Here is a 16859-nt window from a genome sequence, read left to right as displayed (position 1 = left end):
ATGCGCAAGATTTACATGGCCGGAATGAGCCACAAGGTGGCTGAAATCGCAATTCGCGAAAAGTTTTATATCCCGATGGACGTCAAGACCGAGGCGTTGAGTCACTCTCCGTTTGACGAACTTTTGATTCTTGCCACTTGTAACCGCACAGAAGTTTACGTCGCAAGCGACCGCGATATGGATACCGCCGAATTGGTTCGCTATGTTTGCGGTCTAGCACACCAGAGCTATGATGATTTTGCAAAGTTCTTCTATACGAAGGCGGGCGAGGATGTTGTTCATCATGTAATGAACGTGTGTGCGGGGCTTGATTCCGTGGCCATGGGCGAAGACCAAATTTTGCACCAGATTGACCGTGCTTATGAAACCGCGCACCAGCTCAAGGCGACGGGCAACAGTTTGAACAAGCTATTCCAAAGCGCTATTCACACGACAAAGCGTATCAAGACTGAAACGAACTTGAGCAAGCTCAGCTGCAACATTCCTTTTTTGGCGATGAAGCAGGTGCAAAAGACTTTTGATGATTTGGAAAATCGTACGGTTTATATTGTCGGGCTTGGCGAAATGGGTTCGCTTATGCTCAAGTACGTGCAAGAGAATACGACGAAGATTTTTGCAAGTAGCAAGACTTTTGCCAACGCGGAAAAGTTTGGTGATGTATTGACTCCCGTCCGCTTTGAAGACCGCTACAGCGTTGTGGGTAAGAGTGATGTGTTGATTCTTTGCAGCGCAAGCCAAGATCCAATTATCACGAAGGATGAATTTGAAAAAGCTATTGCATTGTGTTATCCTGAGAGAGAAGTTTCGGCTGCCGTGACAGCCCCTTCAAAGCGACTTGTTGTAGACCTCGCGAACCCGCGCAATGCGGAAGCCTCGATTGGTGATTTGCCCGGTGTGCAATATGTTTGCGTTGATGACTTGGAACAAATTGTATCTGAAAATCGCAGATTGCGAATGATTGAACTTGAAGCGGCGCAAAAAATTTTGCAACAAGGTATCGAAGAATTCATGCAGTGGTATCGCATGGACGATATTGCAAAGGATATTCACGTCTTTGCAGAAAAGATGGTATCTACTGCAAATGAAGAATCCGAAAAGTTGCTGCGTTCGCTTCCGGAAGTGTCTGATGCGGACAAAAAACGCATCCAGATGATGTACGAGCGCTTTGCTAAAAAGATGGCAAATGATTATTTGTACAAGGTAAAAGATTCGAATTCGGCAGAAGATGTATTGACGTATTTGAAATGTCTTCGCGAATGTAATTAGGGGGCGTGATGAAACTTCGTGTAGCGACTCGCAAAAGTGCTTTGGCTTTAGCACAGACAACGATGGCTGCTGATGCTATTGTTGCGGCAAATTCTGTTGTTGATAATGCTGCCGATTCTGGTAATGATCGCGATTCCCTGACGTATGAACTTGTTTCGATGACAACTGAAGGCGACCGCCGTTTGGACAAGTCTCTTGCTAGTTTTGGCGACAAGGGCGTGTTCATCAAGGAACTGGAAGTTGCGCTTCTTGAAGGTCGTGCGGATATTGCGATTCACAGTTTGAAGGATATGCCTGCCGTGGTATTGCCGCAGTTCAAGCTTGCTGCTGTTTTGAAGCGTGAAGACCCGCGTGATGCATTCCTTTCTCGCGGTGGCGCTGAAGGTACTCGTTTTATGGATTTGCCTACTGGCGCACGCGTTGGAACGGGTAGTATTCGCCGTATTGTTCAGCTGAAAGCGCTTCGTCCGGATATTGAATATGTGCCGATTCGTGGAAACATCCAGACGCGTATTGGTAAACTTGCAGAACTCGATGGCGTTGTACTTGCGGCCGCTGGGCTCAAGCGTATGGGGCTTGCAGACCAAGTGACGGAATATTTTAGCACAGAACAAGTGCTCCCCGCTAGTGGTCAGGGAATTTTAGCGATTGAAACTTTGAATGATGAAAACCCTCAAGAGTCGCGCGGCCCCGGTCATGCGGACCTTTCGCAAATTCTCGCTCGTGCGAACGATGTTGCTACATTCTGCATTGCCTCTGCGGAAATGGCTTATTTGAAGGCGCTCAATGCTGGTTGCCAATTTCCGGTCGCAAGTTTTGCGGAATTTGTTAACGATGGTTCTTGCGAAAAGAATGCTGATAGAATTGCGCAGTCTTTGAAAATTCGCGGTATATACTGGGACGAAAAGTCGGAAAAGCTCCTCCGTGCTGAAGTCTTCGGATGTATCGATTTGAACTCTGCGGATTGCGTTCTGCAAGCCAAGAATTTGGGCATTGAACTTGCCCGTGAAATTCAGAAACAACTGTAACTTGCGTTGTCTTTCCGGCTGTCATCCCGGCCCAGTGCCGGGATCGCCATCTTGTATCGCTAAAAAAATCCCGTACATTTGGAATGTGCGGGATTAACTTTGTTTAGTCAAATTTTCGTCATTGCGAGTCGCGGAGCGATGTGGCAATCTCTAAATTATTTCTTTTCAGGTTTCGAAACGATTGGGCGAATGCGTTTGCCGCAAAGCGTCACGACGATTCCTGCTTGAGCGAACATGTAGTAGGCCGTATCGCGGCTGTTGTTCAGCGTGGACTTGGGGTCGTAATCATCCTTGGTCACGAACACTTCGGCAACACCGGAAAGGCTGATATCTAAAGAACAGCGTTCGCAAGGGAAGCCAATCACGTAGAGTTTTGATCCCGGTGGAACCTTGCCGCGTGCGTAATGGAGTGCGTTAATTTCGGCGTGGACCATGAACGGATACTTGTTCGCTTCGAATTCGTGATGGCTGATGAGGTCACCCGTATCGGCGTCCAAAAGGTCGTAGGCGAGGAGTTGTTTTTCGCGGGTGTACGGAACGGTCTCGTCGTCAAATCCTGCAGGAGCACCATTGTAACCTGTGCTGATGACGCGTCCATCTGCGCTGACGAGAACTGCGCCCATTTGGGTATTCTGATCTTTGGAAAGACGAGCCTGTGCACACATCATCTGTGTATAGACTTCGTCGCGAAGCTTTGCTCTAGAACTATTCATGCTCAAAAATATAGGCAAAATTTTAGTGCCGAACTTTTTCTAAATTTGGTTTCGATGGAAAATTTGAATGATTTTGGCAAAGTTTATTTGATTGGCGCTGGTCCTGGTGATCCTGGGCTTTTGACAGTGCGCGGAAAGTCGATTCTTGAAAAGGCTGATGTCGTCGTTTACGACCGTCTTGTTTCACCTGCAATTCTTGGAATGTGTAATAGCAAGGCTAAGATGGTTGATGTGGGCAAGATGCCGACGCACCATAAGGTAAAACAATCCGAAATTAACAAACTATTGGTGAAGTTTGCTTGTGAAATGCCGAGTGCTACTATTGCTCGACTCAAGGGCGGTGACCCGTTCGTGTTTGGTCGTGGTGGCGAAGAAGCTTTGGAGCTCGTGGCTGCAGGCGTTGAATTTGAAGTTGTGCCGGGCGTGACTTCTGCAATTGCTGTTCCGGCGTATGCGGGTATCCCCGTGAGCCATCGCGGAATTGCAACAAGTTTTCACATCATTACGGGCCATGAAAAAGAAAAATCCGACGTGCCCCCTATCGCTGCACTCCAGGGTGACAGTCATTCTGGAGCCGAAGGCGATAGAATCCAATGTAATCTCTCGTTGGATTTTGAAAATCTCGCGAAATGCCAGGGAACACTTATCTTTTTGATGGGTATTGCCAATATGGATTTTATTGCCCGTCGTTTAATTGAGTGCGGTAAAGACCCGAAGACTCCGCTTGCATTTATTGAAAAAGGAACTACTCCGTTCCAGCGTACTGTGATGGCTACACTTGACACTGCGGGAGAGACCATTGTACGTGAACAAGTGACGGCACCCGCAATTACGATTATGGGTGGAGTTGTTGAACTTGGCAAGACTCTGGCTTGGAAAAAGAATTTGCCACTTTCGGGTAAGCGCTTGGTTGTAACGCGTGCCGCAAAACAATCTAGCGGAATTACTTCACGCCTTACTGCTCTCGGTGCTGAAGTCATCGAAACTCCGATGATTGAAACACGGGATGTTTTCCCTTGTTGTCATGCCGGACTCCGTTCCGGCATCTCCGATTCTTCTGAAAATAAGTTTGTTGAGCCTGTCGAATTCGAAGACCTCAAAAATTTTGACATTCTCGCGTTCACAAGTACGAATGGCGTAGAAAGTTTCTTTAAGCAGTTGTTCGCAGCAGGTTTCGATGTGCGCGTGCTTGCCGGCAAAAAAATTGCAAGTGTTGGAAAAATCACCGAAAAGAAGTTGCTTGAATACGGCATCCGTTGCGATTACGTTCCCGACGACCACACCGGCGAAGGTTTGGGCCTGTTGTTGCAAAATGTGGTTCACGACGAATCCAGCATCCTTCTTTTGCAAGGCAATCTCGCAGACGATACTTTGCTCAAACTCTTGCCGAAAGCAACTCGTAGGGTCGTTTACGAAACGCTCCCAGTTGCAGAACTTCCGGAATGGAAACGCGAAGCCATTGCATCAGCTGATGCAATCGTTTTCGCTAGCTCCAGTGCTGTCGAGAATTTCGTTAAGATGATTTCAAATGAAAAAACGCGTCATTCTGAACGAAGTGAAGAATTCTGTGATTCTTTGGATCCTTCGTTCGAGAAGCTCTCTCAGGATGACGTTGTTAAAAAAGCATCTTGCATCTCCTTTTGCATAGGTCGCATGACAGAAGCTTCTGCCCGCAAGCATGGCTTTGAAACTATCACATCCGACGAAACGACGATGGATTCACTCGTCAAAAAAATCGTGGAGTATTACACGATGGGGAAGAACGCATAATGAAAGCCATTCTTATCATCGCTCATCATTGCATTTTGCCGGGTGCGTACAAAGGATTTGAAGAAATCCTCGACCGATTGCATCATGATTTGCCGGGTACGCGTGTCGCTAGCACAAGTCTTTTAGATTTAGAAAACGACTTGCGTACCATTTTGCGTGAAGATGTGGAATCAGTGACCCTTTTGCCGTATCTTTTGCTGAACGGTCAACATACAAAGAATGATGTGCCGCGAGTGGTGGCAAAACTTCAGGCGGAATTTCCGCAGATTCCAATAACGCTCTTGCCTTGCCTTGGTGATTGGAAAGAATTTTCGAGCATGGTGGTTTCTGGCCTTCGCACGGCGCAGAACGAAAGCGAACAAGTCGTTGCTAACGAAGCAAAACAATCTACTTTCTCGCAAAATCATTCACTTTTCTCCATCGAACTTAATCTTGAAGGGCGCAATGTACTTGTTGTTGGCGGTGGATCTATTGCGCTTCGTAAAGTCAAAACGCTTATGCCAACAGGTGCTCGCATTACGGTAGTTGCACCGCAGTTCTTGTCTGAATTTAAGACTCTTGCAGAAGATAAACCGCAGCTTTCGCTTAAAGAACGCGAATATGAATCGTTGGATTTATGCGGTGTCTTTATGGTGTTTATTTGCACAGACAAGCCGGCTGTAAATGCGATTGTCAACAACGATGCCCATGCACGCCGCATCTTGGTGAACAATGCTTGCGATTACCGCAGTGGTGATTTTATAGTGCCTGCACGAATGAATTTTGGCGAAAATATCGCAGTGACTGTATCTACGCAGGGATACGCTCCTTCGCTTGCTAAACAACTCAAGCATAAAATCCAAACGGAATGGCGCGAAGGTCTGGAAAAGATGGAGCAAAATTTTAAAAGTAAATAAAAATTTATTTGAAATCTGTTCTTTTTTATTTATGATATTTTGTACTTATATATACAACTTTATAAATAAGGAGTATATATGAATAAACTTATGATTGTTGCCGCTTTCGGCGCCGTTCTTTCACTTACTGCTTGTGGTGATGATTCTTCTTCTAATGCGGGTGGCTCGGGAAATACCACACAGCTTGATAATAAGAGTGTTGTTTCTTGTGACAAAGTCATGACTATTGCAGGCATGCAACAGCATTACTGCTATGCTATTGCCGCCGATGATGCTGCCGTGGAATCGTTCATGGCGAAGTGCGGCCCGATAAGCGATTTGGATAAAACCGCTTATACAATTGGTACTGGTTGTGCTCCGGCAAAGCTTGCTTGCAATGTGCAGAATCAGGTTGAATATTTCTATGATGATGCGGCCGCTCATTTCTCTTGCGCAGAAATGAATCCTGACGCTCTTTAATGCAAACAGCTTTTTTGTGTTAGATTCGAAAAATCTGGTCTCTGTGACCGGATTTTTTTTATGCATGGATGAATACCCCCGTTATTTACTATAATTAGGATTGTTCAAATTATTGACTACATTTAACTTCCTACCGACTACTAAATTATGATTATTCGTCCTCGTCGCTTACGTAGAAATGAAGTTATCCGCAACATGGTTGCAGAAACTGCAGTGAATCCCGATGCCCTCGTTTACCCGATGTTCGTGGTAGAAGGGGAGGGGGTGAAAGAAGAAATCCCGTCCATGCCCGACCAGTTCCGCTTTTCGATTGACGAAATCCTGAAGGAACTTGAAAGCTGCGTGGCGCTTGGTATCAAGTCCATTTTGCTGTTTGGAATTCCGAATCACAAGGACGAGATGGCGACTTCTGCTTACGATAAGAATGGTATTGTGCAGCGTGCTGTGCGCTCCATCAAGGAAAAATTCCCAACTTTGTACGTGATTACAGATGTATGCCTGTGTGAATACATGAGTCATGGTCATTGCGGCATCATCAAGGATGGCGATGTGGATAACGATCCGTCGCTTGAACTTTTGGCAAAGACGGCTCTTTCCCATGCTGAAGCGGGTGCCGATATGGTCGCTCCGAGCGATATGATGGATGGCCGTGTGGCTGCCATTCGTGAAATGTTGGATGCAAACGGGTTCTCGAACACTCCGATTATGGCGTACAGCGCAAAGTTTGCAAGTGCTTTCTACGGACCGTTCCGCGATGCTGCTGATTCTGCTCCGCACTTTGGCAACCGCAAATCTTACCAGATGGATGTGCGCAATGGCCGCGAGGCGCTTCATGAAGTGGAGCTTGATTTGGAAGAAGGTGCCGATATCGTGATGGTAAAACCGGGCCTTGCGTTCCTTGATGTGCTCCGCCAGACCGCAGAAATCAGCAATGTACCGGTCGCTGTGTATAACGTAAGCGGTGAATATTCCATGGTTAAGGCGGCTGCAAAAATGGGCTGGATTGACGAAAATGCGATTATCCGCGAAAACATGATTGCATTCAAGCGCGCCGGTGCTGACATTATTATCACGTACCACGCCAAGGAAATTATGGAAAAGAACATTCTTTAAAAAAGGAACTTTATCATGAAAGAATTCGAATCGTTCTTGAAAAATGTCGGTGTCACGAATGCTATTGCTCAGGACATCATTGAAATTGCGACCGTGCTTGTCGTTATCGCCATTATCTTGGCGATTATCAAACTTATTCTTAATTTCGCTATTAAGAAAGGTGCAGATGAATCGGTAAAACCGCTACTTTATTCGCTTTTTTCTTATGCGCTGTACATTGTCGGTTTGCTCATGATTTTGCATATTCTCGGTGTGAATACCGCTGGAATCGTGACTGTGATTGGTGCTGCTTCTCTTGCCATTGGCCTTGCTTTGAAGGATACGCTTGGCAACATCGCTTCGGGAATTCTATTGCTGTTCCTCCATCCGTTCCGCGCTTCGGACTACATTGAATGTGGTTCTTTGAAGGGTAAGATTGTCGGCGTTGGGCTTTTCAATACGATTCTCATTTCGTTGGACGGACTTTATGTTTCTGCTCCGAATAGTATGCTGTGGGGCGCTCCCATTATCAATTTTAGCCGTAATCCGGTTCGCCGTTTGGATTTGGCATTTGGTATTGATTACGCGGACTCGGCAGAAAAGGCTATGGCCGAAATGAAGCAACTTGTAGAATCTGATTCTGAAGTGCTAAAAATGCCGGAACCATCTTTTTATGTTTCGTCGCTTGATGATAGCGCGGTTTGTGTCAATATGAGAGTTTGGGTCAAGACTGCAAACTACTGGGACATGCGCTGCAAGTACATGAAGGCTGTGAAGGAACGCTTTGACGAAGTCGGTATTTCTATCCCGTTCCCGCAGCGTGTGGTGCATATTGTGAAAGAATAATTTTTGAGTTACTGGTTACTAGCAGTGCTTTTTACTAGTAACTATTAACTAGTAACTCATTAAGGAATTTTTATGAATCATTCTTTAAGCGAAAAGTTGTTTGCTGAAGCGAAAACGCTTATGCCGGGTGGCGTGAACAGCCCTGTACGTGCTTACGGTAACGTGGGGGCTACGCCTCCGTTTATTGCCCGTGCGAAGGGCAGTCACATCTACGATGTCGATGGAAACGATTATATCGATTACGTGGGTAGCTGGGGCCCGATGCTTTTGGGGCATGCGCACGATGCTGTGATTAATGCGGTTGCGGAAACGGCAAAAAACGGATTAAGTTTTGGTGCTCCGTGCGGCTTGGAATCGGAACTTGCAAAGCTTGTGATGTCGCTTGTTCCGAGCGTCGAGATGATTCGTATGGTGAACAGCGGGACCGAAGCGACGATGAGTGCTATCCGTGCGGCTCGCGGTTTTACCGGTCGCGATAAGATTGTCAAGTTCGAAGGCTGTTATCATGGCCATAGCGATAGCTTGCTTATCAAGGCTGGCTCGGGCATGCTCACGACGGGCAAGCCTAGCAGCAAGGGTGTGCCTGCGGATTTGGCAAAGTACACGCTCACGCTCCAGTACAACGATGTGGCAGGCGTTAAGGAACTTTTCGACAAGATTGGTGACGAAATTGCAGGCGTGATTGTAGAACCGGTGGCGGGCAACATGGGCGTTGTGCCGGCGAAGCCCGAGTTCTTGCAGACGCTTTCTGAAGAAACTAAAAAGCATGGCGCTTTGCTCATTGTCGATGAAGTCATGACCGGTTTCCGTGTCGGCATCCATTGTGCGCAAGGTCTTTACGGTATCAAGCCGGATTTGACGACGTTCGGAAAAATCATCGGCGGTGGCATGCCGGTGGGCGCTTATGGCGGCCGCTTGGACGTGATGCAGCAAATTGCCCCGCTCGGAGGAATTTACCAGGCAGGCACGCTCTCGGGCAATCCGGTGGCGATGGCGGCAGGTCTTGCAACGATGCGTGAACTCAATGTACACCCTGAATACTATGTGCATGCCGAAGCGATGACAACGCGTTTACTCGCAGGCCTCAAGTCTGCAGCAACCGATGCGGGCATTCCGCTTGCGACAAACCAAGTCGGTTCTATGGGCTGCATCTTCTTTACCGAAGGTCCGGTCACGTGTTTTGCCGACGTGCAAAAATCCGATTTGGAACTTTTCCGTCGTTATTTCCTCGGCATGCTCAACGAAGGAATCTACTTTGCGCCGAGCCAGTTCGAGGCGATTTTCGTGAGCGCGGCACACAGCGATGAAGATATCGCTCGTACTATCGAAGCCGCACGCAAAGTGCTCAAGGCGTTGTAGTTCTGGATTGTTAAATTTTTATTATTTATCTTGATTGAATTATGTTATATATTATTGGTATCATAATCAACAAGATGGAGAATAAAAATGAAAAAAATCATGATTCTTGCTGCTATTGGAAGTGCGGTCCTTCTCTCTGCTTGCGCCGCCGCTTCTAAAGCCTCGTCGGTTGTTACTGATGCCAGCGATTGTACGGTTTCTAGTACCGAAAACTCGGCTACAGCCACAACGAAAGGTGGCTCCGTTACTTTCACGCAGACTGAAAACGGTTATTCCATGACTTATGGCGGTGCATTAAGCTCCCTTGAACCCAAGGAATTTGATGTAAAGGTGGGCAAGGAACAGCTGCTTGACATGGCCAACAAATACTGCGCTGATAACAAGTAAATTTGAAAAAAAAATCCGACTTCTTAAGAAGCCGGATTTTTTATTGCTCGCCCGTCAGTGACGGGGCGGTTTTCAATTATTTTTCTTCAGACGTTCCGTTCACTGCGTTTTCCGCATTCGCTTCATCTGGAGCAGTCTCATTCTCGGCTGCGTCCTTGTCGCGGATTGTCGCACGGCGAATCTTTCCGCTAATCGTTTTTGGCAGTTCCGTCACAAAGTCAATAATGCGCGGGCTCTTGTAGCTTGCGGCAATGTTCTTTGCAAAAAGTTGGATTTCTTTTGCCAGTTCCTTGGAGGCTTCGTAGCCCTTCTGCAAAACGACTGTAGCTTTTACCGCTTGGCCGCGAGACTTGTCCTCGACACCTGTTACAGCCACTTCCAAAACGGCCGGGTGCTTATGCAGCACTTCTTCCACTTCGAATGGGCTAATGCGGTAGCCAGAACTCTTGATAAGGTCATCGGTACGGCCTACGAACCAGAAGAAACCATCTTTATCGCGGGTAGCTGTATCGCCAGTGTGGTACACTCCACCTTCGAATACTTTTTCAGTACGTTCAGGATCGTTGTAGTAACCACCAAACATGCCAAATGGTTTACCCTGGTCAATTTTGATGATTAGTTCGCCGACTTCATCGATTTCGCAAGGTTTCCCTTCGGCGTTAACAATTTCCATGCGGTAGCCCGGAGACGGCTTACCCATTGAACCCGGATGCGGTTCGCTAAAGCCAAAGTTACCTGTGGTGAGCGTAAGCTCGGTCTGTCCGTAGCCTTCTTGCAAGCGGATGCCCGTCTGCTGGTAGAACTTGTTGTAAATATCCAAGTTCAAAGCTTCGCCTGCGGTAGTGCAGTATTGCAAACTCGAAAGATCGTACTTGCTTATCCCGTGCTGCAAAATGTAGCGGTAAACGGTTGGTGGAGCGCAGAACGTTGTCACCTTGTATTCTGCCATTTTTTCGAGGAGCTTGCCCGGGATGAACGTGGTCATGTCGTAAGTGAATACGGCACTACCGGCAAGCCATTGTCCGTAAATCTTGCCCCAGAGAGCCTTTGCCCAACCAGTTTCTGCAACGGTCAGGTGGCGGCCTCCGTCAACTACATGCTGCCAATACTTGGCGGTTACAATATGACCGAGTGGGTAGGTGTACGTGTGTGCGACCATCTTCGGGTTCGAACTGGTGCCACTCGTGAAGTACACAATCATGATATCATCATTGTGTGTTGCGTCTTCGCCAGTCGGGCGTTCGAAAGAGGCGGGATAAATTTCGTAGTCGTCATAAAAGCTAATCCAGTTTTGGCGGGCTGTCTGGCCCACGGTCACGAGCTTTTCAACAGACTCGCATTTGGACTTTGCTTTGTCGACTTCTTTCTGTAAAGCAGAATCGTCATACGTCACCACCATCTTGACTTTTGCCGCGTTAAAGCGGTATTCCAAGTCTTCGGCAGCGAGCATGTTTGTTGCCGGGATCGCAATAGCGCCAATGCGGTGCAGTGCGAGCAAAAAGAACCAGAATTCATAGCGGCGGCGCAAAATAAGCATCACGCGGTCGCCTTTCTTGATTCCCTGTTCTACAAGAAAATTCGCAGTGCGCTGGGAGGCTAGCGATAAGTCCTTGAACGTAAAAATATGGCTTTCGTCATTGTCATCGCACCACACAAGAGCTTCGCGCTTGGGTTCGGTCTTTGCGTATTCATCGACAACATCGTAAGCGAAGTTGAAATTGTTCGGAATAGTTATCTTAAAATTCTTGTACAAGTCTTCGTAAGACTTGTAATCGATCTTAGATAAAAACTTATTTAAAATCATAATTGCGCTTTAAGTGATTACAGGTCCTTGTACATGATTTTTTCACGCATGGTGGATATGTAACGAACCATATTCAAAATGCGTTTTTCACCAATCGTCCTAAAGTCCTTGTCGTGGAAAACAAGGCGGTGGACTCCACCTGGTAAGAGCATCTTGAGGCAGGCGTAAGTCTGCGCAATTTTGAGGAGCGGAGTGGGCAAAATCGAGAAACTGAGCGTACTTGAGTTAGTTTTCTTGATGTTTCCCTTTACCTTTTGGTAAATGCCGTGGAAATCTTCGTAGTAGTCGAAAATTGCAAGAGCCTGTTCCTTGAGGTACTTGTTCCCGAACCAGATAGGCGGGATAAAGCCGGACGGTTTGCCCATGCCATGAGCCTTCCACAAGGCGAGACTGCGCTTGAGGAGTGCCTGCGTAAAACGTTCATCGATACCAGCGAATTCCGCTTCGTTGTTCGAAACCAAAAGGGCCAGTTTGCCCGAAATGCTACGCTTTAACGAAAGATCGGCTCGATGACGAGCGCCATGGAGCATAATCTCGTAGCCTTCTTTCACGAACTTTTCGAGTTCTTCACGGAATTGTTCGGCTTCGGATTCCGGAGCTGCACCAAATGCGGGAATCACCGCGATACTGATGGGCGCACCTGCCGCTTCGGCAAGCTTTCGAATTTGGACGGAAGCCTTTTTGAAATTATTTACGCTAAAACTGTGATAGCAAAGGATGTACTTCTTTTTCTTTTGAGAAGTTGCTTCGGCTGCCTGGATATCGGCAATATCTTTATTCTGTTCCATAAATTACTCCTGTTCCTTGGAGTTAGTGGAGGCTTCTTCTTCTAGCTTTTGCGTAATGAAAAGGTGGTAAAGGAAAAACAAAACTGCACTGCAGATAGAAAACTTCACCCATGATTTAACAAGCTTTTCGAACATACATCGCTCCTTTGCGGTATAGCCCCGGTCTGGCACAACTGCCGACAAACGGGAACATGCTCAAAAGAAAGATATAAATTTTTATCCACAAATGCGTCCGTTCCGCGCTTTTTCCTATAAATATGGAGGGAATGGAGCTATGTCTGGCTCATTATTTATCTCAAAACCAATTGCGTTTCTTCGGCGCTGCGGTTGACGATTTCTGCAATAGTTCTGCGGGCTTGTTCGCCTTCTGGCGCCGGGTAGAGCGGGTATACGTGCCCTAGTTCTTCACCGACATGGAGGGTGACGTTTACGCCTTCAGCCTTGAGTTTTTCGTTGCATTTTACGATGTCGGGATAGAATACTTCCCAGGTTCCTACGAAAATATCGGTGGGCGGGAGCCCTTGCATGTTGCCGTAAAGCGGCGAAACCATCGGATTGTGCGCATCCATGCCGTCTGCCCAAGATAGACCAAATTGATGAAGTTCGTCGATATGAAGCCAGTTGTCATATTCTTCAATAGATTTATCACCGCCTGTGATATCGACCCAGGGAGAAATCAAGACGATATGCAGGGGCAAGGGGAGCGATTGTTCGTTGATTTCTTCAGAAAGCGCGAGTGAAAATCCGCCGCCGGCGCTGTCGCCCATGATAATGATGCGGCTTGCAGGAATGCGCTTTGTCAATTCGCGGTAGAGTTCCAGCACAAGCGTGTGAGCTTCTAACGCGGTATGGTTCGGCAAAAGAGGGTAGTCGGGCATCACCAAGCCGCAACCAGTTGCTTTTGATAGTTCGGCTAGCATTTTCCAATGGAAAAGTTGAAAGCCTTGCCTGTAACCACCGCCGTGGAGGTATAGGATTACGGGCTTGGTGTCATCGGATGCCGCCATTTCGAGAACGCGCATGCTCTTGATTTGGTATTCCTTTACCGGACGCTTGAATTTTACTTGTTTCGGAATACCGAAAGAAATCTCACCTTGTGTTTCTGGCATTGTGCAATTATCGATATTGCTATAGGCATAGGCCAAAGTGGCGATAGCAACGAGCGTAAGTAATATGCAGGGCAGGAGTTTCTTTACTTTTTTCATACGGGAATGACAACTTGTTGTTGCTTTTGCACAACAGTCGGCATGCCAATATACCTATTCCCTCAAGAGTATGTCAAGTAAAATTTTTTCATTTTCTTACGAGTGTCGATTTCATCACAGACTTCATGGCGTACATGCGCTCATCTGCGAGTTGATACACTTTTTCTGAATCGGCAAGTTCCGTATTTTCGGAATTGGTATTTGTGCTGTTCGAAAATTCATGCCTGTAGGCTACACCATAGGCGGCTTCTAGAGGCGTAAGCAATTTTTTGCTATTCCGTTCTTGGAATACCTTCATCTTTGCTAAAGCGACTTCGACTTCATCAATATGTTCTACGCGTATGATGGCTAAAAATTCATCGCCACCCATGCGGATGCTTGTTCCGATTTCAGCAAAAGCATCGTGGAATGACATCGCGAAAGCCTTAATCAGTTGGTCGCCTTCGTGGTGACCGTAACGGTCATTGACAAGTTTAAGGCCGTTCATGTCGATACTCACTATTGCAAAATCCGCTGTAGACGAATCTAAAATATCAAAGATTTGCTGGCATTTGGCGCGGTTGTAAATCCCTGTCAGCGAATCTCTATAAGCAATTTCCTTCAAGACGTCTTTCTCTGTTTTGGCTGACATCAAACGGTACGTATACACGATATAACTCATGACAAGTAGAATTATAAATGAGAGCGTGCCGAGCGGGAGCCATGTTATTCCGAGCATGGTATGTTCCAAACGGAAGAGTGTCATCACATTAAAACGGATGAGTTCGAGAATTGAAAATGCTCCGAAAGTGAATATGCCTGCTGCCAAAAATTTAGTCGGCGTATCCAAAAGGTTCTTCTTTGAAATTACTGCTGCAAATAAGTAAACAACGCATAAAATGACGTATGCGTGGAAAACCCATAATGATTGCGGGAAATGTACGATATCGGTGTAGTTCAGAATGGATGTCGTTACAAATATCAGTATGCCGATACTTGCAACGGTGATTAGACCTCTCCAAAGGATCTTGCCAATCTGCTTGTAACGCATGTGGAGCAAAAGCAAATAGAGGGGCAACGGAGAAATGTAAAGGCACGAGTATTCAAGGCTGGTGTTGAATGCTAAATTATACGAGAACAGTTGGAATACTTTTGTAAAGCATAGAGTCCATATTCCTAGACATATAGACAAAAATCCAATCATCATGATTTGGAAAAATTTCATTCTGTAGAATATCATTCCGGCGCTGAGGAACAGAGCCAATATGCCGAATAGCACTAGGAAAAGGCCAATCACCAATGCTATAGAATGTCGTGCATAAAAGTCACCAAAGGCATAGTTTGATGGAAGAACTTCAAATGAGGGGAGTACATTCCAAATGTCATCTTCCGAAAAGTAAAACTTTAACTCTAATGTTTTACCTTCGACTATAGATATGCCTAAGTAGACAAAATGAATTCCGCTCCCGACGAGCTTGTGTTCTTTATAATTTTTTTCACCGTTTGAATAGATTTTATTCCCGTCGCGATACGCTTCAACAAAAGACTGGTATGTCTTAAAACGAAGTACCGGATTGTAGGGGATTTCGTTAGTAAGAGTTCTTCTTAAAATGAGCGAGTCCCCTCGGACGACTTTATCGGTTATTGCGTATGTTTCGGTGGATTGAATTTGAGTCGTGTCACCATGGTAAATGAGTGTCCAACCATGGTTTAGCTTGGTTACAGGTTCGTAGACGCCTTGTTGACGGACTGTAACAACAGCAAGGCTAATAAGTACTATCAGCAGTACCGCTACTAAACTTGCAAATATCTTTCGACGTCTATCTAGCATAATCTATATAAATATAGTTCACTTTTCGCTCAAAATCAAAAAAATGGCGGCTCAAGTCCGCCATTCTCGGTTGCAAATCCTTTTGTAAAAGAATTTATACGTTATACTTCTTTATCACCACAATGCCGTTGTGACCGCCAAAGCCAAGCGAGGCAGATACAGCAACGTCGATGTTCCCTTCAACGCCCTTGTGCGGCACGTAGTCGAGGTCGCATTCGGCGTCCGGGTTGTCGAGGTTGATGGTGGCGGGGTAGAACGAATCGCGGATGGCGAGTGTGCTGATCATCGCTTCGATAACGCCTGCTGCACCGACGCAGTGGCCGGTCATGCTCTTGGTACTCGACACCTTGATTTTGTAAGCGTGTTCGCCGAGCGCAATTTTCAGCATCTGTGTTTCGGTGAGGTCGTTCAAGTGCGTCGAGGTGCCGTGGGCATTGTAGTAGTCCACATCCGTCGGGGCGATACCCGCATCCTTCATAGCCTTGATCATTGCCTTCGCGCAGGTTTCTCCACCCGGGCGCGGGCTTGTGATGTGGTAAGCGTCAGCAGAAGAACCGTAACCGGCGACTTCGGCGTAAATCTTTGCACTGCGGGCCTTGGCGTGTTCGAGTTCTTCGAGCACGAGAATCGCGCCGGCTTCACCCATGACAAAACCGCTGCGGTCCTTGTCGAACGGGCGGGAAGCCTTTTCGGGGGCGTCGTTAAACTTGTCGGTGAGGGCGTGCATGCCCGCAAAGCTCTTGATGGAGTAGTCCGTGATGGCGCTTTCGGAACCGCCGGCGAGGCAGACGTCAAGCCTGCCCGAGCGGACGGCATCAAGGGCAACGCCGATGGCGTCCGTGCCGGAGGCACAGGCGGTGCAGACTGTCCAGGCAGAGCCTGTGATGCCAAGAGCGATGGATACGTTTGCGCATGCTTCGTTTGCAATCAGTTCGGGCATGGCGAGCGGCGAGACGCGACGGCGACCGCCTTCGAGATACTTGCAATATGTTTCTTCGACAACGTCCATACCGGCAAGACCGTTACCGGCAACAATGCCGGTGGTGTCTTCGGCGAGCATTTCGCGGCTTAAGCTAGCATCCTTGACCGCTTCGTTTGCGGCGGCAACGAGGAACTGTGTAAAGCGGGCCATGCGGCGGGCTTCCTTCGGGTCGATGCCGTGTTCTTCGGGCTTAAAATCCTTGACTTCTGCAGCGATTTTCACCGGGCAGTTCGTTGCATCGAACAATGTGATGGGGCCGATGCCGCACTTGCCTTGCTTGATGGATGCCCAAAGTTCGGGGGCGGACTTGCCTACGGGGGTCACCGCGCCCATACCAGTAATAACAACTCTTCTTCTATTCATAAAAATCTACAATGTAATTCCTATTCTTGCATTGTCATTCCCGCCACTGAGCGGGAATCTCCTTTTCGGATCATTTTGTTTTAAGATAGCT

Annotated in this window: 16 protein-coding genes; 9 read left to right on the top strand and 7 right to left on the bottom strand. The window is 47.1% G+C overall.

Annotated features, from left to right (window positions below; translation table 11 throughout):
* Nucleotides 1-1266 carry a glutamyl-tRNA reductase gene (hemA, locus tag BUA34_RS09655; protein ID WP_072828835.1) on the top strand — a complete coding sequence of 422 codons (1266 nt, stop codon included), beginning with the start codon at nt 1-3 and terminating at the stop codon, nt 1264-1266.
* An 8-nt stretch (nt 1267-1274) separates the two neighbouring features.
* Nucleotides 1275-2294: a hydroxymethylbilane synthase gene (hemC, locus tag BUA34_RS09650; protein ID WP_072828832.1), complete on the top strand. Its 1020-nt coding sequence runs from the start codon at nt 1275-1277 to the stop codon at nt 2292-2294.
* Nucleotides 2295-2449: 155 nt separating this feature from the next.
* Here hemC and BUA34_RS09645 read toward each other — a convergent pair whose 3' ends face one another.
* Complete coding sequence (locus BUA34_RS09645; RefSeq protein ID WP_072828830.1) at nt 2450-3007, bottom strand: deoxycytidylate deaminase; 558 nt, start codon at nt 3005-3007, stop codon at nt 2450-2452.
* A gap of 54 nt (nt 3008-3061) precedes the next feature.
* Between BUA34_RS09645 and cobA the strand changes: the two genes are divergently transcribed.
* From cobA to BUA34_RS09610, 7 genes are all read left to right on the top strand, one after another.
* Complete coding sequence (cobA, locus tag BUA34_RS09640) at nt 3062-4777, top strand: uroporphyrinogen-III C-methyltransferase (RefSeq protein ID WP_072829086.1); 1716 nt, start codon at nt 3062-3064, stop codon at nt 4775-4777.
* The gene (locus BUA34_RS09635) at nt 4777-5673 is read left to right on the top strand and encodes an NAD(P)-dependent oxidoreductase (protein ID WP_072828828.1); all 897 of its coding nucleotides are present in this window, start codon (nt 4777-4779) and stop codon (nt 5671-5673) included. Before cobA ends, BUA34_RS09635 begins: the two co-directional genes overlap by 1 nt.
* Nucleotides 5674-5751: 78 nt before the next feature.
* Complete coding sequence (locus tag BUA34_RS09630; protein ID WP_072828825.1) at nt 5752-6132, top strand: hypothetical protein; 381 nt, start codon at nt 5752-5754, stop codon at nt 6130-6132.
* Nucleotides 6133-6279: 147 nt separating this feature from the next.
* Complete coding sequence (gene hemB, locus BUA34_RS09625) at nt 6280-7245, top strand: porphobilinogen synthase (RefSeq protein ID WP_072828824.1); 966 nt, start codon at nt 6280-6282, stop codon at nt 7243-7245.
* A gap of 15 nt (nt 7246-7260) precedes the next feature.
* Nucleotides 7261-8070 (top strand): mechanosensitive ion channel family protein, encoded by an 810-nt coding sequence (locus BUA34_RS09620; protein WP_072828822.1) that lies wholly within the window; start codon nt 7261-7263, stop codon nt 8068-8070.
* Between the two features lie 72 nt (nt 8071-8142).
* A complete protein-coding gene (gene hemL / locus BUA34_RS09615; protein WP_072828819.1) occupies nt 8143-9429 on the top strand; it encodes a glutamate-1-semialdehyde 2,1-aminomutase in 1287 nt (428 codons plus the stop codon).
* 87 nt (nt 9430-9516) lie between these two features.
* The gene (locus tag BUA34_RS09610) at nt 9517-9816 is read left to right on the top strand and encodes a hypothetical protein (protein ID WP_072828817.1); all 300 of its coding nucleotides are present in this window, start codon (nt 9517-9519) and stop codon (nt 9814-9816) included.
* Between the two features lie 76 nt (nt 9817-9892).
* Here the strand turns inward: BUA34_RS09610 and BUA34_RS09605 are convergent, their stop codons facing one another.
* The 6 genes from BUA34_RS09605 to fabF all read right to left on the bottom strand — a co-directional run bounded on the left by BUA34_RS09605 (nt 9893) and on the right by fabF (nt 16768).
* Nucleotides 9893-11620 carry an AMP-binding protein gene (locus BUA34_RS09605; protein ID WP_072828815.1) on the bottom strand — a complete coding sequence of 576 codons (1728 nt, stop codon included), beginning with the start codon at nt 11618-11620 and terminating at the stop codon, nt 9893-9895.
* 17 nt (nt 11621-11637) lie between these two features.
* Nucleotides 11638-12408: a polysaccharide deacetylase family protein gene (locus BUA34_RS09600; RefSeq protein ID WP_072828812.1), complete on the bottom strand. Its 771-nt coding sequence runs from the start codon at nt 12406-12408 to the stop codon at nt 11638-11640.
* A gap of 3 nt (nt 12409-12411) precedes the next feature.
* Nucleotides 12412-12543: a hypothetical protein gene (locus BUA34_RS16180; protein ID WP_256375023.1), complete on the bottom strand. Its 132-nt coding sequence runs from the start codon at nt 12541-12543 to the stop codon at nt 12412-12414.
* A gap of 155 nt (nt 12544-12698) precedes the next feature.
* On the bottom strand, nt 12699-13613 hold the full coding sequence (locus BUA34_RS09595) for an alpha/beta hydrolase (protein ID WP_072828810.1): 915 nt from the start codon (nt 13611-13613) through the stop codon (nt 12699-12701).
* A gap of 88 nt (nt 13614-13701) precedes the next feature.
* On the bottom strand, nt 13702-15423 hold the full coding sequence (locus BUA34_RS09590; RefSeq protein ID WP_072828807.1) for a GGDEF domain-containing protein: 1722 nt from the start codon (nt 15421-15423) through the stop codon (nt 13702-13704).
* Between the two features lie 94 nt (nt 15424-15517).
* Complete coding sequence (gene fabF, locus BUA34_RS09585) at nt 15518-16768, bottom strand: beta-ketoacyl-ACP synthase II (RefSeq protein WP_072828805.1); 1251 nt, start codon at nt 16766-16768, stop codon at nt 15518-15520.
* Nucleotides 16769-16859: the final 91 nt, after the last annotated feature.

Source organism: Fibrobacter sp. UWB12, from assembly GCF_900142485.1.
GTDB lineage: Bacteria > Fibrobacterota > Fibrobacteria > Fibrobacterales > Fibrobacteraceae > Fibrobacter.
Note: the sequence above shows the minus strand (reverse complement) of the source record. Positions and strands in the feature narration are given on the sequence as shown.